The organism is Mesorhizobium sp. CNPSo 4671, from assembly GCF_057784245.1.
In genome coordinates this window covers 22,372-45,536 of the sequence record NZ_JBWLUW010000025.1, presented here as the reverse complement: position 1 = coordinate 45,536, position 23,165 = coordinate 22,372, and the positions used below count along the sequence as shown (strand labels likewise).

The following is a 23,165-nucleotide window of genomic DNA, read 5'->3' as shown; positions in this document are numbered from 1 at the left end:
TATTATGATCAGATATCTCATCACCAGAATGCTTTCCATCGTACCGGTGATGGGGGTCGTAACCGCCGTTGTATTCGGGCTGACTTATTTGAGCCCTGGGGATGCGGCGGTTGTGCTGGCGGGCGACTATGCGTCGCCCGCTCAGATCGCTGCTATCCGAGAGCGGCTTCACCTAGATGCTCCAATTGTACCCCAGTACTTTCATTGGCTGTGGAACGTCCTGCGGGGTGATCTCGGAAATTCGATCTTTTCTGAACAGCCGGTACTGAATCTCATTCTCTCGCGAGTCGAACCGACAGTCATTCTAGCAATCTCAGCAACTCTGGTCTCAGTTATTATTGCTGTGCCATTGGGACTGCTGGCTGCGCGAAAGAGGGGCGGCCTTGCCGATCAACTGGTATCGTTCTTCGGTATCGCTGGGACGGCGATACCGGCCTTCTTGATTGGGTATTTGCTGATCTTTACGTTCGGGGTGTATTTTGGATCAATGCCCATATCGGGTTTCCCAGGACTTGAAAGCGGGACATGGGAAGTCTTAAAGCACGTGGTTCTTCCGGCGACCATGTTGGGATTCGCGCAAACCGCGCTGATCACGCGGATCACGAGAGCGAGTGCGATCGAGATTCTAGACCAGGACTTCATTCGGGTCGCACGAGCGAAGGGCCTCGATGAGCGCACCATTATCATGCGGCACTGCCTTAGGCTCATCGCCGTGCCTCTCGTCACAATAGTTGGAATGTCATTTGCCTATATGCTCGGTGGCGTGGTGATAACGGAGACAGTGTTTGCAATCCCCGGGGTTGGACGTCTCCTGGTCGATGCCATCCAACACAAGGATGTGCCGGTGATCCAGGGTGTCTTGCTGATAAGCTCGTTTGTATATGTTCTTATAAATTTACTCGTCGACCTATCATATCTGTTTATCGACCCGCGAATTAAATATACCTAGGGAAGGTTTGGCGATGGCGTTTTCTCTCTCGTGGCGACATAAAAAGCGTATGCCAACTCCTTTGCTGGCGGCCTCAGTTTTTATGGTCGTGGTCGTATTGGTCTCTTTTTTAGCGCCGATCCTGACCAGCGTTAACCCCTTGTCCATGGCCGCGGATGCAAGGCTCAAGCCACCTAGCTACGGTCATTTACTGGGGACTGATATGTTCGGGCGAGATATTCTGGCGCGTGTGCTTTACGGGGGGCAGATTTCGCTCGTGATCGGATTGGCTACAGCGGCCCTGGCGACAATGATCGGAACGATACTGGGCCTCGTCGCGGGAGCCGGGCAACTCTCGGACAAGATCTTGATGAGGATCATGGACGGCATGATGGCTATACCTGGAATCCTGCTTGCGATTGCCTTGGCGACGATCTTTGGTGGCGGGGTCTTGACTGTGATCGTAGCTTTGGCGATCCCGGAAGTGCCGGGTGTCGCGCGACTGGCTCGGAGCTTAACGCTGACACTCCGTGAGCAAGTTTTCGTAGAGGCCGCTCGGTCCTACGGCGCTGGGCCTCTGCGTATTCTGTTCAAATACATCCTGCCGAACGCGTTGGCGCCGATCGCTGTGCAGGCCACATATATCTGCGGGGTGGCTATTCTCTATGAGGCTTACCTGAGCTTTGTGGGTGTTGGCGTTCCGCCCGAACATCCGAGTTGGGGCAACATTGTTGCCGAGGGGCGGTCCTTTGCCTTGATCGCCCCACATATGATCCTCTATCCAAGCGTGCTTATTGCGGTTGTCGTGCTCGCAATCAATTTGATAGGCGATGGGGCACGGGACATGCTCGATCCGCGATTCGCCTTGCCTGATTGAGCTTCTGGGGAGGGAGAGGGATGCCAACACCTCCGTGAGGCGCGATCAAACCGCAGTATCGCTCACTCGGCGCTTGTTGAGCGCATCCAGAAGGTTATGACCAGCCCGGATTATGTGCCCTCGCATAAACTCCACGACTTGTTGGTCGCGTTCTTTGCACATGCTCAGAATTTGGCGATGTTCGCGCTCTGCTTCTTCGAAGCCCGAAGTCAAAAGTAGCTGAATCCTTATATATCGATCAATCTGGACATTGATGCCTTGGAGAATGGCGAGTGTCTGGACGCGTCCCGCGGGTCGATAAAGACTGCGGTGAAACTCCCAGTTCAAAGCTCCTACCCGGGCAATGTCCCGCTTGTGATATGCCTCCTCAAGTCGCTTGAGGATTTGCGCGGAGTGAGCCAAGTCTTCGTCGGAGAGATGCTCTAGGGAGCGGCTCAGAATATCGCACTCCAGCGTTGCCCGAAGTTCGAACAATTCCATGATCTGTTCCGATGGCAATGTCGAAACAATTGCACCCTTGTGAATCTTGGAAACAATCAATCCGGCTGCTTCCAACTGACGAAATGCCTCGCGCACAGGCATTCGGCTGCATTCGTATTCCGCTGCGATCGCTTCTTGTATGAGCGGGTCGCCCTCTTTGAACTCGCCACTGAGAATTCGTTCCCGCAAAGACTCCGACAGCGCCTCTGGTAGGCTCTGCCTCTGAAGACGGTATTTCGAGCGCTGCTTCTTCTGTTCCAGCATCTTATCCATCGTTTTTTGGATCCCAAAACCCAAATTTGAAAAGCTGGCTTTTCGCCGATGCGAATGGTCGCCTGTAGCAAGGTAACCCAAAAAAGAGCAACATCAAAGGGTGGACACGTCATTTGTCATCATGTAGATTGGATCCAGTTAGAGCGCAGATGGATGGAGAACCATGGTAAAATGGGCTGGTGTATTCCCCGCAGTGACGACAAAGCTAACAAGGGATGGCGAGGTTGACCTTCGGGCGACGAACGACAGCCTTGACCGCCTCGTTAAAGCAGGCGTTTCCGGTGTCATTGTGCTACCTATGCTCGGCGAAAACGCTTCGATGTCGCTGAAGGATCGTGAAGACATTATCCGCGGAGCTGTTGAAGTGGTAGCCGGACGTGTTCCGGTTCTCTCCGGCCTTGCCGAAATCACACTCGATAACGCGAAGGCGAACGCGAAGCTCTACGAATCCTTCGGCGCCCAGGGCTTAATGGTGTTCCCAAGCCTCGGCTACAAGACCGACGATCGCGAAACGGTCGAGTGGTACAAGGGTGTCGCCAGTGCTTCGTCGCTGCCGATCATGATCTATAACAACCCTATCGCCTACGGCGTCGACTGCACGGTCCACGTTCTCAAGCATCTCGTCGACACTCCGGAAATCGTCTGCGTTAAGGAAGAAACCGGTGACATTCGTCGCGTCACCGATATGTATGTCGAGCTCGGCGACCGCTTCAGCGTCTTCTGCGGCGTTGACGATCTGATCGTCGAAAGCTGCGCGCTTGGCGTCACCGGTTGGGTTTCGGGCATGACCAACGTTTGGCCGTCAGAATGCGTCGAGCTCTTCAGCCTCTGCACCCAAAACAAGTACGAGGAGGCGCGCGCGCTTTACCGCATCCTGACGCCGTCCTTCCATCTCGACACCCACGTCAAGCTGGTTCAGTACATCAAGCTCGCCGAGAACCTGGTCTACGGGGCCCCTGAATGGACCAGGGCACCGCGCTTGCCGCTCGTCGGCGAAGAGCGTGACATCGTCATATCGACGATTCAGCTAGCTATCGAGACATTGGGCAAGCGGGTGAAGAAGGCCGCCTGATTTAGGATCGGCAGGAAACCGGTGCCGCCATGGCGCGATCGAGCATTAGGACTCGGGTTGTTCGCTTCGGGTCGGGAGGTTCGTGTGTGTAATCAATTGCCAGGAGCCTAGGGCAGCAGGAAATACTGTTCCCGGACGTTGCCGAGCAAGCCCCCATTCGTGATTAAACGAGGCAAGTCTCGTTCGGCATGCCGTTACCGGGGCACCAGTTAGAGGATCATGACGTCCGCTCGTGGCCGCTCGTTTGGAACACAGCAACTGGAAGTTCAAAGGTCAAGATATGGTTCAGTCAACGCCGACAACCTTCGCCAGCGCTAGATCGGGCCGCCTCCGCGTAGCCATCGCTGGTTTTCAACACGAAACCAATACGTTTGCTCCGTTCGGTGCCCCTTTTGACGATTTCGTTCGGGGCGGCGGCTGGCCTGCTCTGACTACCGGTGCGGCCATTCTCGATCTCTTTCCGCCGATTGAAATTCCCATCGGGGGGTTCATCAGCTCTGCGAAAGATACGTATGAGTTGATACCCTTGGTCTGGGCCGCTGCGGAACCAACTAGCTTCGTCTCAGATGACGCCTTTGAGCGTATTGCAGGAATGATCTGTGATGGGACCGCCCGCGCAGGTGTTCTCGACGCGATCTATCTAGACCTGCATGGCGCGATGGTCGTCGAATCTTATCAGGACGGGGAAGGGGAGTTGCTAAGGCGCGTGCGAGAAATCGCCGGGCAAGATATTCCAATCGTGATCAGTTTGGATTTTCATGCCAATGTTACCGATGCCATGGTCGACCTATGCGACGGCATTACTATTTTCCGCACTTACCCTCACATAGACCTGGCTGATACTGGCAGGCGCGCCTTCAATTTACTGGAGCAGCGCCTTCGCCACGGGAGACCCTTCTTCAAAGCGTTCCGGAAGACGCCATTCCTGATCCCGCTGCCTGCCCAGTGTACTGATCTAGAGCCATGCCTATCGCTCTATGCGGGGCTGCCGGAACGGGTCAGAGGAGCAGTTCTAAACGTCGACGTCGCGCTGGGCTTTCCGTTGGCTGATATTCGCGAGTGCGGGCCAGCAGTTGTCGCTTATGGAGTCGACGAGGCGGCAGTCGCAAAGGCGGCAGATATGCAACTGAACGATATCCTGGAGGCTGAAGAAAGGTTCCATATGTCCCTTCTGGATGTAAAGGAAGCTGTCGAACATGCTGCTCGCAACGGGCGCAAAGGTTCACTGATTGTCCTTGCCGATGTTCAGGACAACCCTGGCTGTGGAGGAACGTCGGATACGATCGGGCTTCTACAGGGTATGGTAGAGGGCGGCCTTAGAAATAGTGTGCTTGGCTTGCTTTGGGATTCAGAAACGGCTGAAAAAGCCCACACGGCAGGTCTGGGCGCTGAACTCAATGTTCGACTTGGTGGGCGCTATGACTACGATTCGGAACCATATCTGGCCAGGGTTCGTGTGGAAGCACTTTCCGACGGGGTGTTCACGGCTAATGGGCCATGCCTGGGCGGTGTGGAAGTAGATCTTGGGCGCATGGCACGCTTGCTCATCCTTGACCCTGGATCGAGCGTACAGGTCGTCGTAGCAAGTGTCCGCTTTCAGTGTCTCGATCAGGATCTGTTTAGGGCGGTTGGGATAGAGCCGAGCGAGCAGTCGGTTGTGGCAGTCAAAAGCGCAGTTCACTTCCGTGCCGACTTTGCACCAATCGCCGAAGAGATTCTTACGGTGGAATCCCCTGGAGCGCATTGGTGCCGGAATGACACTCTCGACTATAAGAACCTGCGCCACGACGTACGTAGGATGCCAATCTCGATGGCCAGTCAGCGGAGTGGGTTTCATGTTGCCGAGAGCCTGGAGTAACAACTTTGGATCCGGGCTCGCAAAATCAGTCTATTCCAGAGTAACCGACGAAACGGCGCTGTGGTCAGGCCGCAGCGTCGAACTCGCCCCATGCAGGGCGCTTTTCGAAAGCCCATGCAAACCTACACAGGGGCGCGCTTCTCGCCCTGCTTCTACAACAATGGATCCCACGCGCGATCCGCCGAAGCTGCCCATAGAGGGAGAGGTGCCGAGCCCGGCCAAATCCACCAATCCACCTGGTGGCTGCACCTTTCACCCACGCGGTCACGCGGTTGTCGCACCGAAGTTCCGCCGGCTATGTCCCATCAGGTAGTGTAGCCGCCCGCGAGCGCGCCGTTGGTGGCGAGTGAGCGGCGTGTCGTGAATATCGGCACTTTCCGTTGGGTTTGGTTTTTGAAGCCAACCCATTTCGGAAGGAGAGAACGAGAAGGCGCTGACCGCATTTCCAGGAAGCCTACGTGCAAGGCATCTCGATAAACGAGTAGGTTGACGACCTGGTCAAGGGTCACGGCCAAGGGGGGCATGAGCGGATCTCCAAGAGCCAGGTCTGTCGGCTGGCGAGGAGATCGACGTCTTCCTCGAGCGGTCGAGAGGGCTATTGGCCCACACCTGATGATCGACGCCACCTATCTGAAGGGCCGCCGCGGTTGTCGCCCGTCGGCGTCAATGCGGGCGCGAGGCCGAGCCGAACTGAGTTCATGCGCAAGGTGACACTTCGCGGCCTGCGCGACGTCAAGCCCAGGAAGGCATAGAGGCACTCGTTAGCAAAAGTGCAGTGCGCGACATGGCAGAGGGGCGGGTCCACTTGACGAGGAAGGTACCGGCCCATGCCGGCAAGAGCGGCCGCAGGGTTGTCTCAGCCATCATTGCCACCGTTTTCGCCCAGGATCCAGCACGCCGTATTAACTGCTGTTTACAATAAATTCACATAACTTCACGACCGCAAATCGCCGACGATGATATTTTCGCGACAGGTCTGAGACTAGGCGCGTCAAAAAGCCACGTCGACTCCGTTTTGGACTGAGGCACGGCATCCACACGGGATCAAAAGCTAATGGCCAAAAGAGTGCTTATCCTAGTTGAAGGCTCGAGGACAGGTCGGTTGTACATCCAGGCGGCCCAGCGTCTTGGCCTACATCCGATTACCCTGTCGGCTGATCCCGCTCAATACGACTATATTGCGGCGGAAGGGGCTGAGGCGATCCGTGTCGATACAGACGATCTCGATGCCTTGATCGGCGAATGTTCCCGGCTGGGTACGGCCAATGACGTTGCCGGAATTACGTGTGCCAAGGAGTCGGTCTATGCGACAGTTGGCAAGCTCTGCCGGTATTTCGATCTGCCGGGACCAAACCCTACATCGATTGAACGATGTTGCGACAAATTCACCCAACGTCAGCTCCTCGCGGAGGCCGGCGTTTCAATACCGTTTTATCGCTTGGCAACGAATGCGGTGGACATAGAAAGCTGTGCCGCTGAAATTGGGCTCCCGGTAATTCTTAAGCCAGCCGTAGGCGTCGGTAGCACCGGTGTCCGATTGTGCCGCAACGTCGATGAGTTGGCCGAACACACCACCTATCTGTTGGGCGGGAAGCACATTTGGCAATCTTCGCCGCGAATACTGGTCGAAGAATTCGCACAAGGCCCATACTATAGCACCGAGATAATGGGAGATGAGGTCATCGGGATTTGCGCCGGTGAGTTCGGCCCCGAACCGTATTTCGTGTTTCGTGAGTTCACCCTACCGGCCCTACTGACTGATGAAGAGCAAGAGCGGATAGTCGATGTCTCGCTGAGCTGTTTGCGGGCTCTCGGGCTTGGTTGGGGGCCAACCTGCATAGAATTCCGGTGGACGAAGCGTGGCCCGGTCGTCATTGAAGTTAATCCGCGTCTTGGTGGCGCGCCCGGTCCTCAGCTGGTTCAGCTGACTTACGGGCTCGATCTCGTCACCGAGCACATAAAGCTTGTCATAGGCGACCAATGGAGCCTGCGCAAAAGGCATTCGCAGGTTGCGGCTGCGCGAATCCTGGTTCCTGATCGCGATGGCACCCTTGATTGGATCGACGGCGACAATCGGGCAACTGCTGTACCAGGCGTCGCCGAGGTTGAATTCTATTTTGGACCCAATACGCCGATCGGCAGGAAAGGCGATCACCGGGACTGGATCGGACATGTTATCGCCGCCTCACCCAGCCGTGCTCTAACCGAAACGACACTTCAGCGTGCCGTTGATCTAATCGATTGGTCGATCGCACCATTTCCGACCCTTGGCGAATAGAAATAATCAGCCGCCCTCAACTTTCCGCACCAGGGGCAGGGCGGCGTCATATTGGTAAGTAATCGCCGTCCGAACGTTGATGCAATTGAGAACGAGAAAGACGTAAGTCGACGAGATGCCGGACTTTGTTCCTGACCGCTCGTGGAACTGAATGCTGTTAAATGCAAGAAGAGATTAGAGAGAAATGTCTTGCGACGAGGAGGGATCAATTGCTTTCAGCTCGTCGACTGATCGTGAAGATTGGCTCCGCAGTGGTTGCCGATATAGAGACCGGAGAGGTGCGCGGTCCTTGGCTTGAGACATTGATAAAGGATGTCGCACGACTTTTCGCACGCGGCCAACAGGTGATCATCGTCACCTCCGGTGCTGTCGCACTTGGATCATCCCACTTCAAGCAGTTGGATAGATCTTTGCGAATTGAGGAGAAGCAAGCAGCCGCTGCTATTGGTCAGATTCGACTGATGCTCGCTTATGAACAGAGTTTGAAACGCCATGGGTTTGGGCTGGGTCAAATTCTGTTGACCGGCGCAGATATAGACAACCGGCGTTGCCGCCTCAATGCGCGGTCGGCCCTTCAACAACTTCTCAAAGTTGGCGCCGTACCCGTCATCAACGAGAACGACGCGACCGCAACGGCCGAGATCTGTCTTGGCGACAATGATCGGCTGGCGGCACGGGTCGCGCAAATTGCGAAGGCCGACGTTCTCATTCTGCTTTCCGACGTAGATGGCCTCTTCACCGAAGACCCACACGACAACCCGTTGGCTCGTATCATCCCAGAGGTGCGGTGCATTACCCCGGAGATAGAAACCATGGCGGACCTTTCCCCCGGGCGCTACGGTTCTGGGGGCATGGTGACAAAGTTGATGGCAGCAAGGATACCCATGGACGCGGGCTGCAACGTGGTCATTGCGAAAGGAAACAAATCTTACCCGCTCGCCGCCATCGAGAACGGTGCGCCATCAACATGGTTTATTCCGCTCGGCAAGGAGACAGCAGCACGCGGAGGCCGTTGAAGAAACTCCCGCCGTTTGAATTGCTCGAGCGATCATCGTTTGGGAGAGCGCCTAGTGCTGAGAGGCAGCCATCTCCTGTAGTGACCACCGCCTTGGTGGCAATGGCCCAGTGGAGGTCGGTCCACTTGATACAACATGGAGTCAGGTCACCACTCATTTACACTTCAAACGATGTGATACCCATTCGAACTTCGAACGAAAGCATGCACGAAGAGGGACTGAGAGTTGGTAACTTCCATCAAGCCGAAAGCAAAAATTCCAATCAGACGACAAAGTGTACCTGAAATGCTCGTTGAGGCTTTGCGAGAGCGCATTCTTAGCGGTGAAATCCGGGACGGCGACTCCCTCGTGCAGGAGACTATTGCAGAAGATTATGAGGTGAGCCGAGTACCAGTTCGCGAGGCGCTCCGACAATTGGAGGCGCAAGGACTGGTCTCCTTCAGAACGCATAAAGGCGCCGTCGCCATTTCAGCGAAGCGCGAGACAGTTATCGAACTACTAGATCTCAGGATCCTTTTAGAGTGTGATATTCTATCACGTGCACTGTCACGTTATAAGAAATCAGACCTATCGGCCGCCTCGGAGGTTCTCGATGAAATTGAGCGGACTTGTCACGACAGCCCTAAACGCGGAGAGATGAATTGGAAGTTCCACAAATGCCTATACATTCCTTCTAACCGTTCTGAAACATTGTCGATTGTTGAGAAAATGCACCTACGCACTGGCCACCTCGTTCGAGTACCCGTAGTAGCGTCTGGTCGAATTCATGCTGACGACGAGCAGCATCGCGAGCTTCTACGACTGTGCGCTGAGCGCAATTCCGCCGCGGTAGACTATCTTCGTGGTCATATATATAGTGTTATCAAGTCGTTGGCCTAAACAACTATCGCCAGTCCACGGCACACGGCTCAGGTCCAACTTTGAACAGTTGGACGGGAACGAAGGCGAACGCTGTCCGTTAAGGTACTGAATTCACTTGCCTTGAATTTCCGGAGCGAAAATGTGTGGTAACAACATTTGTGCTGTTATTCCAATTTTATTTTATAGGATTTTACGGCATTTGTTCGCTAACTGGCATGTTTGTCGTTGAGAGAATCGCGCGCGGCCACTGCTATCTCTACCTTGTGGAAAGTGTCCGCGACGGGGGGCCAGCTCTCCTGGGTATTTTCGTTCTTCAATCTCCATTCATGCAATTAAAATGCCACGCAGAAGTTTTGGTAGAGAGCAAAACAATCTTATTCTTCGGCACTCTCCATCTCTCCATTTCTTGGCATCGCTCTGACAATCCCGACCCAGACCTGAACTGCGTCGGGGCGACCGCAGTGGTTCTCGACGGATGAGAAGGTCGCATGCCGCGCCTGGCTTGTCGTTGCCTCGCCGATCGGCGCCGGACGAGATCAGGTGAGCGTCTCCCTGCGGGCCGGGCTGCAGGACTTCGCTGAAGCCGGCCCGCGGTCGTCTTCACCCCTTCGGGCACGCATCCCTTCTGTAATCCGATCTTGCCCGTCAAGCACCATTATGCGGTTTCCCCTCACCGTCGGGCGCCTTTGGCACAAAAATTCTTTCTCTCCGCAGCGATGGCGCGAGGGGGAAAGCTGCCAATCTAGCCGTTGACGGTTCACGCTATTTCGCGACTGCAGAGCCTTTCTTGCCGGCAAATCGAGCGCCTCTTTGTTCGCGCAAGGCGACGCCGGTGCGATACTCTCTTTTGCTGAGAATGGCGCGGGCGCACGAATTAACCGATATGTCCGTGTTGCAGGTGGCAGTTGCTTGCGGTTTCGTCTCATCATCGCATTTTTCAAAATGTTTTCGTGACCACTTCGGTGAATCAACCAGCAGTCTGCGACGCGGCCAATTGGAATTAACTCGCCATTCGCGACCATACAATCGGGCGCTCGCAATTGATTGAGCGGTAAGGAAATCGAGATAGCTGCCTGTCGCTTGGTGATATCAGATGTGCGCTTTTTGTGCTTCCACAGTTGCGTAAAAAGGCAGTGTGGGACTGGATGCGGCAATCTTCGACAATCTTGGCAATGACCACACCTGGGTTCCAAAGCTCGGCAGCGCGCCTCGTCGCGCCACGCGCCATTCAAAGCGCACATCTCACTTCAGATCCGGGTGAGCCAAGGTGTTTCGTTGCCATAAGCTGCTTATTGAAGCCACAACCGTCTTTTCTGATCCTTTTTCATTAGAAGGCATCGTTAAAAGTCCTGCGAGTCTTCGGACGCAGAGACTTTGCTTTGTAGACCCGTCGGTCAGGTGGTCGGTTCCCTTAAATGATTGTATAAGTCTCATCATCGTCGTTAGGCGGGCGCGAATGTAGACTCGGTTCCGTTTCATGAAACACTATCCGTCCATTCAAGCGCTTCGCGTGCTCACCAGCTTCGCTCGGACAGGGTCAGTTGAAGAGACCGCGAACGAGCTTTTTCAAACGCGAAGCGCGGTGACTTACCAACTCCGCTTACTCGAGCGCGAGCTGAATTTTCCACTATTATCTAGGACCGGCACGCGTATGGCGTTGTCTGCGGAAGGCTTGGCCTATGCACATGATGTGCGCCAAGCGCTCAACACGATCTCGGGATCAGCGCAACGTTATGCTAACAAGAGCTTGAGCGGTAACCTCACCATTTGCAGCACCCCGGGTTTCGCTGGCGGATGGCTTTGCAGTCGCATAGCCAAGTTCAACGAAGCGTTCCCAGATGTAAAAATCATCCTTAAGACACAGACACTTCTGGAGAACGTCGCTAATGAGGACGTCGATGTATTTATCACCTTTGGAACCGGCCATTGGCCCGAGATGACCGTCTCCCACCTGGTCGACATCCGGATATCTCCGGTATGCAGCCCAGTTTTTCTCCATCAGCATGGAATGTTCAAAGATCCAAAGGATTTGAGCAGTGTGCCTCTATTAAATATCCTTGGCGATGAGACCGATTGGGAGATCTGGCTGACGGCAGCTGGGGTTGATCCGTTTCTGGCCCACAGGGGCATCACCTTCCACGACGGGAACCTCTGTTTCAACGCGGCTGTTTACTCACAGGGAGTGGCGCTCGGCGACCATTTCACATGCCGCGCCGCTTTGGAGAGTGGAATGCTCGTGATGCCCTTTGATCTCGTGCTTAGAGGCCGCCGATCTTATTATCTCGTTTCATCTCCGGCCAAGGCGGAAACGCCCACAGTGGCGGCGTTCAGTTCCTGGATCAAGGCTGAGATTATGGTCCGCTACACCGACGACCATGTAGCATGAGAGCTGATGTCGACAAAATTCTTTTGTCGAAAAGGCAAAAACTATGAATTTGACGAATGGCCTCCGTCGTTCCTAGGATCAAAAAAACGGGGAACGTCATACGGTAACTCGGCAATCCTTAAAGCCGCAAGACGCCGCTGACCCAACATAAGCGCGATATAAAATGAACGTAAGCAAAGGTTCGGGGACCTTTCGGACCCTGACGGCTCGCGATTGCCTCGAACTCTATAAAGCCGGCACGATCTCACCAGTAGAGGTCGTCCGGGATTGTCTTAACCGCATAGATGCGGTCAACGCCGATCTAAATGCATTTTGTCATATCGATGCCGATGGCGCCCTGACGGCAGCCCGGCGGTCTGAGGAGCGCTGGCACAAGGGGCGGCCGATCGGCGTGCTTGATGGCGTGCCAGCAACGATCAAAGACCTTACACTGACCCGCGGAATGCCGACCCGGCGAGGCTCCGCCGCAACCAGCGCGGTTGGACCGTGGGATCAGGATGCCCCCCTTGCTGCCCGCATGCGCGAAGCTGGAGCAATCATCCTCGGAAAAACAACGACACCGGAGTTTGGCTGGAAGGGAGCAACGGATAGTCCGCTGACCGGCATCACGCGCAACCCCTGGAATCCGAAGCTGACACCAGGGGGATCGTCCGGTGGTGCGGCCGTGGCAGCGGCTATGAATCTCGGCTTTCTTCACCAAGGTAGCGACGGCGGTGGCTCGATCCGAATCCCCGCGAGCTTTACCGGCATTTTTGGATTCAAGCCGACTTTCGGATACGTGCCTCAGTGGCCGCTCAGTGCCATGGGGGTTCTATCCCACATTGGACCGATGACACGTACGGTCGATGACGCGATGCTGATGATGGATGTTATTACCCGCCCCGACGCACGGGACGGCTATGGTGGCGTCATTTATAAGGCCGATGGTTCGGGCGACGCCGAGTTCCTGCAAGGAATTCGGATCGGGTATAGCCGTAATCTGGGCTACGCCGATGTAGCGCCGGACATACTGCGCGTCACCGATGCCGCTGTCGGACAGCTTCGAAGCCTTGGCGCAGATGTAGTGGAGATCGACCCTGGGTTTGCCAATCCTGTGGAGGTATTCGCCACGTTCTGGTTTGCAGGCGCCGCACGTCTGATTGCTCGCATGAGCGAAGCGCAGAAAAATCTGCTGGACCCCGGTTTTCTTGAATGTGCAATCCGGGGCGAGGGGATCACTCTCTGCGAATTCAAGGATGCCGAACAGGCGCGATTCGACTTGTCGGTAAAAATGGCCGATTTCCACGAGAGCTTTGACTTGCTCGTCACTCCGACTGTTGCGGTTCCACCTTTCCCGGTTGGCATGGACAAACCTGATGGGTTTAGCGGCTGGGTCGATTGGACGCCCTTCACGTTCCCTTTCAACCTGACGCAGCAGCCTGCGGCCTCGCTTCCAGCTGGGTTGGACGACGGCGGGCTCCCCGTGGGCCTTCAGCTCGTCGGACCTCGCTATCGCGACGCCAAGGTACTCGGCGCCGCCCGAGTGATTGAAAAGCGTTTGGGACGGCTAACGCCGCCAGCCGTGCAGATGACCAGCTGATAGACCCCCACAAGTTTCAACGTGCCATCTCACCATTTGGAGAGGTGCGTTCACCAACCAGGATTGAGGACCGATGTCCGCGCAAACGAACGACATGAAACAACATCCCAATGGCAAGGTCCTGACATTCGCACTGCGAGAGTTTGAAGACCGGATCAGCCGTCTTGACGCCATGCTACAGAAAGAAGAGGTCGATATCTATCTCGGTCATGCCCCAGAGAGCCTCAATTATTTCACAGGCTTCGATCCCCTCGGGATCTATTTGTATGAGTGCGTGTTTTTCCAGACTGGAGCGAAGGAGCCTTCGCTGCTCACTCATAAAGCTGAGAAAGAGCTCACCGTTTTCCAGTGCTGGATTTCGGAAGTTATCATCTGGACGCACGGTCACGATCCCGTCCAGCTGACAATCGACAAATTGCGCGCGCTTGGTGCAACAGCAGGCAAGAGGGTCGGCCTCGAAATGGCCAATTGGTATCTTCGGGCCGATCTCTACAAATCCCTGACAGTGGCATTTCCAGAAGTTGAATTCGTCGACGTGACGCAGAAGATCATGCAGCTGCGCACCATTAAATCACCGACCGAAATTGAATATATGCGGAAGGCAGCCGGGTTCTCCGACCTCGCTCTGGAGGCGATGGCCGAGATTCTTCGCCCGGCCATTAGCGAACTAGATGTGCTGGCAGCGGTACAGTCGAAATTGGCAGTTGCTGGCTCCGAATATCCCACGCTGCCTTTCATTATCGCTTCGGGGTGGCGTTCAGGCACATTCCACGCCGTCCCATCTTCGAAAATCATTGAAGCCGGTGATCCGATCCTCTTTGAGTTCACGGGATCCTGGAAACGCTACAATTCCAACCTCTGCCGAACCGTGGTGGCAGGTAAGGCGTCCGACCGGCTGCTCGACCTCTGGAAAATCAACTACGAATCGTTTTGGCGGCCTTTCGAGCTGATCCGGCCCGGCGCTTCGGCTTCGGACATCGACCGCCTGAGCAGAGAGATCAGGGGCGACTACGCCGATTATATCGTGGCCCGCGCCGGTTTTGGTATGGGCCTGTCTTACCCTCCGACCTTCGCGCAATTCCCGGATATTTTGGTGGGCGACGAAACCATTCTAGAGCCTGGGATGATCTTCTCCCTCGAGCCATCGATATCGCAGTTTGAAGGCGTCACCATCTCCTACGGATACAACATCTTGGTCACCGAGACCGGTGCTGAAATCCTGCATAACGCCCCTAAAGACCTTTTTGAAATCACTGCGTAGTCCGCGCCATGGCCATAGCGTCTCATGAAAGGACAACCGATGAACGCACACGAGACCGTCAGCTCGCATCCCTCCATGTCGGAAGCTCAGGGCGAAGCCCGGCGCGATCTTGCGGCCGCTCATCGCCTGGCAGTGAAGGACAACTTCATTGAAGGCATCGACAATCATTTCACACTCGCCGTGCCAGGCGAACTGGATCGGTTCTATCTCAACGCCTTTGGACTTCACTGGTCAGAGGTGAAGGCTTCGAACCTTATAGAAGTATCTTTCGATGGTGCTGTGGTCGCCGGCAACGGTATCGCGAACCTTTCTGCCGTTTGCATTCACGCGCCGATCCATCGCCGCGGTATCAAGTGCGTCCTGCACACGCACACGCACAAGCTTGCGGATGTGGTGCATTTTATCGCAGACGGAACCATCGTGGAATCCGGTCCCCCGGATCGCATATTTGACCATCCCGAAAGCAAGAGGCTCAGCGGATTTATCAAGTCGATTATCCGCTGATACGTTCACGACTGACACCAATCTCGGCCACCAACCACTGACGGTTCGGCCCCCTCCCATGCGCAGGAGATATCCTTGGAGAGGCATCGCACATGATGAACAGCTTCGGTTCAATCTGGCCAAAGGGGTCGAGCACGCCCTGCTCGCCGAAATCGGGCGAACAGGACGACCAGATGGCCTCTCGTGCTGGAGATGGTCTCCGGCATGCGCGCGTCATCGCCGAGATGCCGTCGCCTTTGCCGGTTTCCAAGGCGCGCAAGCCCTGCTGCGAGAGGGTGGAGGTGGGCCTCGTCCCAGATCCAAGCGGTAGCTCACCTTATCCTCGCCGCGGAACAACAATGCATTCTCGGGACCGTGCTCGGCCAGCAGAAATCCCAGACCGCCAATTAGACTAAATGTCAAACGGCTTCCAAAACTGACCCCCGATCGGCGTCTAATTTTGACCCCCTTATGTAATGCGCGGCGGTCAGCGTTCGCCCGGGCGGAGCTGGTCAGGGTTGCGCAGCCCGGGCGAGCGCGGACGACGCTTGGCAGCTTGATGGGGTTATCAGGCGCGGTTCTTGAAGCGCCAGGACTCGTTCCCGGTCTCGATGATCTCGCAATGATGGGTGAGACGGTCGAGGAGCGCTGTCGTCATCTTGGCGTCGCCGAAGACGGCGGGCCATTCTCCGAACGCCAGGTTCGTGGTGACGATGATCGAGGTCCGTTCGTAGAGCCTGCTGATCAGGTGGAAGGGCAATTGCCCGCCGGCCTGTGCGACGGGCAGCTAGTCGAGTTCATCGAGCACGACGAAGTCGAGCCGGGTGAGGTAGTCGGCGATACGGCCCTGTTTGCCGCTTCGGTGCTCGGTCTCGAGCCGGTTGACGAGATCGACGACGTTGAAGAAGCGGCCACGTGAGCCGTTGCGGATCAGGGCGCGGGCAATGGCGATTGCCAGATGCGACTTGCCGGTTCCGGTGCCGCCGATGAGCACGGCGTTGCGCTGGTCGGCGACGAAGGTGCCGTTGGCAAGGTCCCGGACCAGCACCTCATTGACCGGCGTGCCGTCGAAGTCGAACTCATCGATGTCCTTGGCGATCGGCAGCTTGGCGACGGTGAGCTGGTATTTGATGGAGCGGGCCTGCTTCTCGGCGATCTCGGCCGATAGCAGATCGCCGACGATCCTCGGCGGCTCGTGCTGGCGCTTGATGCCTGTCGCCATGACCTCGTCATAGGCGCCCCGCATCCCGTAGAGCTTCAGCGTGCCCATCAGTTCCAGAACCTGCGTGCGTTCCATCAGCTTGCCCTCCTGAGGCTGTCGTAGCGGGCGCAGTCGGCTTGCGGTTCGTGCTGCAGGCGAAGAGCGTCCGGGGTGAGAATGGTGACTGCCGGCGCCGGATCGCGCTGCCGCGCCAGGATGTTGATGATGACGGCGGATGAGCAGACATTCTGATCGAGCGCCTCCTGGCAGGCGGCTTCCACGGCATCGATGCCGTCGGTCAACACCGTGGCCAGGATCGACACCATCTGCCGATCGCCATCATGCGCCGCCTTCAATTTGCGTCGGATACGCTCCATGGCCGACGGCAGAACCCAGTCCTGGAACGGCGCGCCGTTACGCAGCGCTCCGGGCTTGCGGGCAAGCACAGGGACGTAATGCCAGGGATCGTAGACCGTCTCGTTCCGCCCGAAGGAGCGGGCATGTTCGGCGACGACCACGCCGTCCTGGCTGATGACGATCCTGTCGGCATAGGCATGGATCTCGACCGGGCGGCCGACGGCCGTCGACAGGACCGAGTATTTGTTGGTGTCGAAGCGAACCGTGCAGGTCTTCGACACCGAGGCCGGCACCGTGTGGAATCCGTCGAAGGGGCCGCGATACTCGACCAGTTTGCCGCGCTCTTCCTCGAACACGTTCCAGATTGTTCGTTCCGGTTGCTCGACGTGACGGTGCGCCTTGGCGTAGGCGACGCACTTGTCCTGCAGCCAGGCGTTCAGCTCCTCATAGGTCTTGAAGCGCAGCCTGGGCGTGAAGAACCGCTCGCGCACCAGCCCGACCTGGTTCTCGACCTGACCCTTCTCCCAGCCCGACGCTGGCGTGCAGGCGACCGGCTGCACCAGATAATGGCTACACATCTGCAGGAGGCGGCGATTGTATTGGCGGTCCTTGCCAACAAAGATCGTTTCCACCGCCGTCTTCATGTTGTCGTAGATGCCGCGCGTGCAGGCGCCGCCGAAGAAGGCAAAGGCCCTGTCATGGGCGTCGAACACCATCTCCTGCGTCTCGCGCGGATAGGCCCTGACGAACATCATCCGGCTGTGGCAGAGCCGGACATGGGCGACCTTCACGGTCACCGTCACGCCGTTGATCAGGACGATCTCGTGGCTCCAGTCGAACTGGTAGGCCTCGCCCGGCGCGAAGAACAGCGGCACATAGGCGTCCGCCGTCGCCGACCCCTGCGCCTTCGCCCAGCTCTTCGCGTAGCGGCGGACGGCGTCATAGCCACCCTCGTAACCGAGACTGCAAAGCTCTTCGTAAATCCGGATCAGTGTCAGTTGCTCGCGCGCCGCCTTGCCACGGTTGCCATTCAAGAACCCGTCAAGCTGATCCTGCCACGGACCGATCTTCGGCTTGGGCTGCCGCTCGCGTTCGTAGGAGAACGATGTCTCATTGGATCTGAGTATCTTGCGGACGGTGTTGCGCGACACATGCAGTTCGCGGCAAATCCGCTTGAGCGACCATCCCTGCACATGGAAGGCGCGCCGAACTCGGGCAATCGTATCCACCGACTTCATCCCCACACCATCCGCTCGCCACGACGAGCTGATGGTCGCAAATCAAAGCATCAGGGGGGTCAAAATTGGACGCCGATTCCCCGCCTTATGGGGTCAATTTTGCACGCCGATTCACAGACTAAAAGGGACCGGGACTGTCGTTCGACCATTGGTGGAAGGGGTCACGATTGGGCAGCGCTACCGCGTTCCTACCGCTCAAACGTTGCGAAAATTCGTTATGGTCGTTCTTCGATTCAAGGGGCGACGATATGTGGTCGCGGCATTTCATCTTTGATGACATAGTCCACGCCACCGCCGACGGACCAGCAGGATACAACCTCATCGAAGGCCTTGATTGCGCGATCAAACGGTCGAAATCCGCCTGGCGATGGTTGGAGAGGGTCACCTCCATCAGCACGGTTGCAACAGGGGCCATTCTCCTCAGATCGAGACGAGCATGGTAGCCAGTGATGATGCCGGCCCTTTCAAGCTTCTGCAGCCGCATCCAACAGGGTGTCGGCGACAGGCCAACCTTATCCGCGAGCGCGAGTTTGGTGATCCGGCCAACGCGCTGGATAGCATCAAGAATACCAAGATCGATAGCATCAAGCTTCACAACCATATCCGGCGAACCCCCGAACACGCTGAAGTTTTCCACATTTGCGCACCTTGGCTACGAGCTATGTCTCGCCGCCGTTCCAAGGTGCAGTTGCACCCTGCAAGGTCATTGTGTGACGGGATGTCCTTGCCCTTTAAAAGAACATCCACGCCGGCTCAGTACCCAAGATCGAGCCTCACTTCTCGCTTCATCAATGTGCCCGATACAAATTCAGCCAGATTCTGTGAGCCCCAGCGGATATTCCTCTCGAGCACGTCATCGGCATTTGCCGCCTGATCGTTCGATGTAATCACATTAGGCAATTTGTGGATTCCAAGGCGAGATCCCCAGCCAATCGGAAACGTTTGGCCGTAGTTGTACTGCCACCATACGTCGGTTGCGAAACCATGAAGGGTGCCCGAAGTGAGCGCTTCGAATAGTGGCTTCTCCTGGATCAACATGCCGCGCGAGATATTAATGAGAAACGCCGATCGTTTCATGGCGGCGAGTTGCGCGGCGCCGAAGAACTGATGCGTCTCTTTTGTGTCAGGCGTCGCCAGGACGACGTAGTCGCACTTCGGCAGAACATCGTGCAACTCGTCGACCCCGTGCACTGCATCGAAAAACTCGACCGGGGGGCCGCCTTTGCTTCGACGGACGCCGAGGGTCTCCATGTCGAACCCCTTGGCGTGTTTGGCGATTCGCCCGCCGATATTTCCAACTCCAATCACACCGATTGTGCGACCGTGTAGCATCCCCGACCGGTATTGGTCATCGTAAAGAGGGAATAGAAACCTGCCTTCTTCCGTCGCCCGGTGCTTGAGAAGAGTCTTTTTTGCAAGGGCTAGTACGAACATCATCGCTTGCTCCGCAACCGCAACCGCGTTCGCGCCGCGAATGTTTCCGAGCTTGACGCCACGCTGTTTGAAGAGATCCAGCGCGCCCATCAGGCCAAGATCGTCTACGCCTGAATGCAGCCAAGAGAACACCTTGAGCTTTTCCGCGATCTGTAGGATTCCTTCCGGAACGCTAAAAGCAATGATCGCATCGGCGTCGGGCGCCAGATGCTTCACGTCTGAGTAGTCGCAGTCGAAACGCGAGAGATATTCGCCTCTCGGTGCCACCACCTCGGTTCCCGGAGGCAGCACTTCTTTGATCAGGCTGATCTCAGCGTCCGTGGCGTACCACAAGCATAGAACTTTCATTCCTGGTCCTCCTGAATTCTGATAATGGGCCGATGCGCAAATAAGTCGCTTCAGACAGTGAGCAGCTTGCCGAATCCCGACAGTGGTTGTGTGTAGCCGGCAAGTCTCAGTGCATCCCAGAGCATCGCTTGGTGAGCGGTGATGACAGGCTTGCCAATGCGCGCTTCAAGGGGCTGTATGATTGTAGAGGTCCTCAGGCCAGTGCATGGTATGAACAAAGCTTCTGACCCATTGGAATTTAGTGCTTCGGCCGCCTCTATGATGCTCTCGGGCTTGATATTGATGATTTCATAATCGTTATCGATGTGAAATGAACCACACGAGACGACGGAAATGCCTTCCTCCTTCAAGCACTCGGTCATCGCCGACGTAACGTCGTCCGGATAGGGGGTCAAAAGATCGACCCTCCGAATCCCGAGCTTGCGAAAAGCCTTGTAGGCTCCTGTCATAGGCGATGTTAACTTCGCTCCTGGTGCAGTTCGATGCAGTTCTGCTTCCAGGGTCGTTTGCAGAATCAGCGCGGATCCAGACGTGCAGCCGTAGGCAAAGACATCCACCGACTCCCGGGGCACGAACAGCTCGGCGGCTTTGGCAATTTCATGCGCATGGCCGCGCAGATTTTCGATCGTAATTGGGTTTTTGGTCTCAATTCGGGTTGCTGAAATACTAACCCCATCCGTTGGAAGCATTCTCCGCAGCTCGTACTCAGTTACGACATCTGTCGAAAGAGCGATCAAGCCGATTACGACCTGGTTCGACATCCCTCCGTCCATGGCTGCTTCGAGATGTTTGATTGGTGACGTGATCATGCCGAGATGCCCGTGTTTGCTGAAACTTGAAGATTCCTCACAATTGCCCAGGCAGCTCGCGCCGCGCGCAACACGTCGTCATCGGAGACACCAAATTCCGCCGTGTGAACATGGGTAATGTTTCCAAGCGCTTCGTCGTAACAGCCAAACCAGAAATACACCGATGGGAGTTGTTCGGCGTAGAATCCGAAGTCGTCTGCCCCTGCGAGAGGTCTCGTCGGAACGAGGGCCTCGCTTCCATAGATTTCGGCAATCGCTTCGCGGGCCGTTTGACTGATGCCCGGGTCGTTTACGACGGCAGGCTCTCCCGGCACCAGCTCGAACTCTGCCTCTCCGCGATGCATCGCGGCAATCTGACGAGCCAGTTCTTGCAGACGGCGTCGAAGCCTTTGGCGGGCGTCTGGCGAACGTGTACGCAGCGTACCGTCGAGAACAACGCGATCGCAGATAATATTGGTTGCTTCCCCACCATGGAAGCGGCCTATTGAAATGACAGGAGCTTCATCGGTGTGGCTCTCGCGCGATACCAGCTTCTGCACCTCAGTGACGAATGTGGACGCAATCGTGATCGCATCAACCCCTAGCTCTGGCCACGCCGCGTGGCTCTTCTTGCCTTTGAACACTATCTGGAATTCATCGGATGACTTTGTTACCGGGCCCGTGAGGACCGCAAAAGTCCCGGAGGGTATTTCGGGGTTCACATGCATCCCAATCGCGCAGTCAAAACCGTCGAGCAGACCTTGTTCAGCGACAGACCGGCCGCCGAGGGGTTCTGCTTCCTCGGCCGGTTGAAACACAACGCGCACCGTTCCGGCGTAGTGCTGACGATGGGCAAGTGCCGCCAATACAACGCCCAATGCTGCAGATGCATGCGCATCATGGCCGCAAGCATGCATCTTTCCAGGGACACGGGACCTATATGGAATATCCGGGCGGGCCTCTTGGATGGGCAGCGCGTCGATGTCGCCACGAACCACCACGTTTATGGGAATTCCATTTCCCTCGCCGACAATGTCAACGAACAAGCCCGTGTGGTGAAAGATCTGAGGTGTTTGCAACCCCGCACCACCCATAAACTCCGCTATTTTTGCCCGGGTGTTGTGCTCCTCGTTTGATAGCTCCGGGTTCGCATGCATGTAGTGCCGAAGTGCAAGGATTTGCTCCTCGCATCCCGCTGGCAAATGGAATGCGTGACTGGCTCGTTTGAGGTCTATCTCGGATGCATTCATTGATCGATCACAATCAGCTGGCGTGGCGACTGTGCCAGGCACTCGGCCTGCTTGTCGGTGATAAGGATGCTTTCAGTGATTTCGATGCCCCAGTCGCCAAACCACAGGCCTGACATAAAGTGAAACGTCATTCCTGGCCGCAGTTCGGTGCGGTCCCCTGTGCGAAAGCTTGCGGAGTGCTCACCCCAATCCGGCGGATAAGCGAGACCGATCGAGTAGCCGCAACGGCTTGGCTTTTTCAGCCCATGACGCTCTATGGCAGTGTAGTAGGCTTGCGCGACGTCTTCGCAGGAATTTCCCGGGACCGCTTTCTCCAGGCCGGCCGCCATTCCCTCGAGCACGGCCTTCTCTGCGTCGACAAACTTTTGATCCGGCTTACCTAGATAAAATGTCCTTGAGAGAGGGCAATGATAGCGTTTGTGGACGCCGGCCAGTTCAAAAAAGATGCTTTCGCCAGAGCGAAGCTCACGATCTGACCAAGTCAGATGAGGCGCAGAGGCGTCGATGCCCGCCCCGATCATCGGAACGGCCGCTGGGTAGTCGCCCCAGAAGCCATCAACCCCACGAGTGGCGGTGTGGTAAATTTCCGCCACAATGTCCGATTGCTTGATGCCGGGTTTCAACACTTCGGCCACGCGCTGATGCATGGCCGTGACGATCTTGCCCGCGCCCCGCATATACTCGATTTCGCGGGGCGACTTGATGATCCGCAGCCATTTCACCAGCCTTGTCGTATCTTTGAAGCTTGCGTTCGGCAGCGTGGAGGACAATGCTTCAAACGCCGCGTGCGTAAAGTAGTAATTATCCTTTTCGATCCCGATCGAACCGGTGGACCAGCCGAGGTCCGTAACCAATTGGCCAAGCGCAGTCATTGGATGATGTTGGGAGGATTGGACGTAGTGATCCGCGTAGGACTTGATACGGCTCTCATCCATATAAATGGTTCGGCGAGCACCGTTGCCGTCCATTTCACGACCGAACCAGACCGGGTCTTCGTCCCCGTGAATGAGGACGCACTGGTGAACGTAGAAGGACCAGCCGTCATAACCGGTAAGCCAGGCCATGTTCGCGGGGTCTGTGACGATTAGAAGATCAATGCCTTCCTGCTGCATTGCTTTGTGGGTGCCCTCGAGCCGGGCTTTGTACTCGGAAATTTCAAAGCGTAGTGTCGGTGCAGTCATGGTTGAGTCCTCAGTT

At 56.3% G+C, this 23,165-nt stretch carries 17 protein-coding genes and 5 pseudogenes; 13 read left to right on the top strand and 9 right to left on the bottom strand.

Annotated elements, in window-relative coordinates; translation table 11 throughout:
• Nucleotides 1-4: 4 nt before the first annotated feature.
• Both AC04SF_RS35040 and AC04SF_RS35035 read left to right on the top strand, forming a co-directional pair.
• On the top strand, nt 5-949 hold the full coding sequence (locus AC04SF_RS35040) for an ABC transporter permease (RefSeq protein WP_488481501.1): 945 nt from the start codon (nt 5-7) through the stop codon (nt 947-949).
• A gap of 13 nt (nt 950-962) precedes the next feature.
• Nucleotides 963-1,805, top strand: coding sequence for an ABC transporter permease (locus tag AC04SF_RS35035; protein WP_488481500.1), 843 nt, complete (start codon nt 963-965; stop codon nt 1,803-1,805).
• A 45-nt stretch (nt 1,806-1,850) separates the two neighbouring features.
• Here the strand turns inward: AC04SF_RS35035 and AC04SF_RS35030 are convergent, their stop codons facing one another.
• The gene (locus tag AC04SF_RS35030) at nt 1,851-2,558 is read right to left on the bottom strand and encodes a GntR family transcriptional regulator (protein WP_488481499.1); all 708 of its coding nucleotides are present in this window, start codon (nt 2,556-2,558) and stop codon (nt 1,851-1,853) included.
• Nucleotides 2,559-2,721: 163 nt separating this feature from the next.
• On the opposite strand from AC04SF_RS35030, the gene AC04SF_RS35025 reads away from it, so the two are divergent.
• The 11 genes and pseudogenes from AC04SF_RS35025 to AC04SF_RS34975 all read left to right on the top strand — a co-directional run bounded on the left by AC04SF_RS35025 (nt 2,722) and on the right by AC04SF_RS34975 (nt 15,373).
• Complete coding sequence (locus tag AC04SF_RS35025) at nt 2,722-3,630, top strand: dihydrodipicolinate synthase family protein (RefSeq protein ID WP_488481498.1); 909 nt, start codon at nt 2,722-2,724, stop codon at nt 3,628-3,630.
• A 244-nt stretch (nt 3,631-3,874) separates the two neighbouring features.
• The gene (locus AC04SF_RS35020) at nt 3,875-5,488 is read left to right on the top strand and encodes a M81 family metallopeptidase (RefSeq protein WP_488481497.1); all 1,614 of its coding nucleotides are present in this window, start codon (nt 3,875-3,877) and stop codon (nt 5,486-5,488) included.
• 656 nt (nt 5,489-6,144) lie between these two features.
• Nucleotides 6,145-6,383: pseudogene (locus AC04SF_RS35015) on the top strand (IS256 family transposase); the annotation flags it as partial.
• A 159-nt stretch (nt 6,384-6,542) separates the two neighbouring features.
• Entirely contained in the window at nt 6,543-7,766 is a 1,224-nt protein-coding gene (locus AC04SF_RS35010; RefSeq protein ID WP_488481496.1) for an ATP-grasp domain-containing protein, read from the top strand.
• Nucleotides 7,767-7,975: 209 nt separating this feature from the next.
• The gene (proB, locus tag AC04SF_RS35005; protein ID WP_488481495.1) at nt 7,976-8,782 is read left to right on the top strand and encodes a glutamate 5-kinase; all 807 of its coding nucleotides are present in this window, start codon (nt 7,976-7,978) and stop codon (nt 8,780-8,782) included.
• Nucleotides 8,783-9,007: 225 nt separating this feature from the next.
• Nucleotides 9,008-9,661 carry a GntR family transcriptional regulator gene (locus AC04SF_RS35000; protein WP_488481494.1) on the top strand — a complete coding sequence of 218 codons (654 nt, stop codon included), beginning with the start codon at nt 9,008-9,010 and terminating at the stop codon, nt 9,659-9,661.
• 814 nt (nt 9,662-10,475) lie between these two features.
• Entirely contained in the window at nt 10,476-10,691 is a 216-nt protein-coding gene (locus AC04SF_RS34995; RefSeq protein ID WP_488481493.1) for a helix-turn-helix domain-containing protein, read from the top strand.
• A 429-nt stretch (nt 10,692-11,120) separates the two neighbouring features.
• A complete protein-coding gene (locus AC04SF_RS34990) occupies nt 11,121-12,029 on the top strand; it encodes a LysR substrate-binding domain-containing protein (protein ID WP_488481492.1) in 909 nt (302 codons plus the stop codon).
• Nucleotides 12,030-12,192: 163 nt separating this feature from the next.
• Nucleotides 12,193-13,608 carry an amidase gene (locus AC04SF_RS34985; protein WP_488481491.1) on the top strand — a complete coding sequence of 472 codons (1,416 nt, stop codon included), beginning with the start codon at nt 12,193-12,195 and terminating at the stop codon, nt 13,606-13,608.
• 73 nt (nt 13,609-13,681) lie between these two features.
• The gene (locus AC04SF_RS34980) at nt 13,682-14,869 is read left to right on the top strand and encodes a M24 family metallopeptidase (protein ID WP_488481490.1); all 1,188 of its coding nucleotides are present in this window, start codon (nt 13,682-13,684) and stop codon (nt 14,867-14,869) included.
• Nucleotides 14,870-14,908: 39 nt separating this feature from the next.
• A complete protein-coding gene (locus tag AC04SF_RS34975; protein ID WP_488481489.1) occupies nt 14,909-15,373 on the top strand; it encodes a class II aldolase/adducin family protein in 465 nt (154 codons plus the stop codon).
• Between the two features lie 82 nt (nt 15,374-15,455).
• Here AC04SF_RS34975 and AC04SF_RS34970 read toward each other — a convergent pair.
• The 8 genes and pseudogenes from AC04SF_RS34970 to AC04SF_RS34935 form a co-directional block, all read right to left on the bottom strand.
• Nucleotides 15,456-15,742: pseudogene (locus AC04SF_RS34970) on the bottom strand (acetoacetate--CoA ligase); the annotation flags it as partial.
• Nucleotides 15,743-15,920: 178 nt separating this feature from the next.
• Nucleotides 15,921-16,649 (bottom strand): annotated as a pseudogene (istB, locus tag AC04SF_RS34965) (IS21-like element helper ATPase IstB).
• A pseudogene (gene istA / locus AC04SF_RS34960) lies at nt 16,582-18,148 on the bottom strand (IS21 family transposase). Before istA ends, istB begins: the two co-directional pseudogenes overlap by 68 nt.
• A 269-nt stretch (nt 18,149-18,417) precedes the next feature.
• Nucleotides 18,418-18,743: pseudogene (locus tag AC04SF_RS34955) on the bottom strand (Lrp/AsnC family transcriptional regulator); the annotation flags it as partial.
• A 158-nt stretch (nt 18,744-18,901) separates the two neighbouring features.
• Nucleotides 18,902-19,930, bottom strand: a complete 1,029-nt coding sequence (locus AC04SF_RS34950) for an NAD(P)-dependent oxidoreductase (RefSeq protein ID WP_488481488.1) — start codon at nt 19,928-19,930, stop codon at nt 18,902-18,904.
• Nucleotides 19,931-19,980: 50 nt separating this feature from the next.
• A complete protein-coding gene (locus AC04SF_RS34945) occupies nt 19,981-20,739 on the bottom strand; it encodes a maleate cis-trans isomerase family protein (RefSeq protein WP_488481487.1) in 759 nt (252 codons plus the stop codon).
• Nucleotides 20,736-21,968, bottom strand: a complete 1,233-nt coding sequence (locus tag AC04SF_RS34940) for a M20 metallopeptidase family protein (protein ID WP_488481486.1) — start codon at nt 21,966-21,968, stop codon at nt 20,736-20,738. The genes AC04SF_RS34945 and AC04SF_RS34940 overlap by 4 nt, the downstream gene beginning before the upstream one ends.
• On the bottom strand, nt 21,965-23,149 hold the full coding sequence (locus AC04SF_RS34935; protein WP_488481485.1) for a M24 family metallopeptidase: 1,185 nt from the start codon (nt 23,147-23,149) through the stop codon (nt 21,965-21,967). Before AC04SF_RS34935 ends, AC04SF_RS34940 begins: the two co-directional genes overlap by 4 nt.
• Between the last annotated feature and the right edge of the window lie 16 nt (nt 23,150-23,165).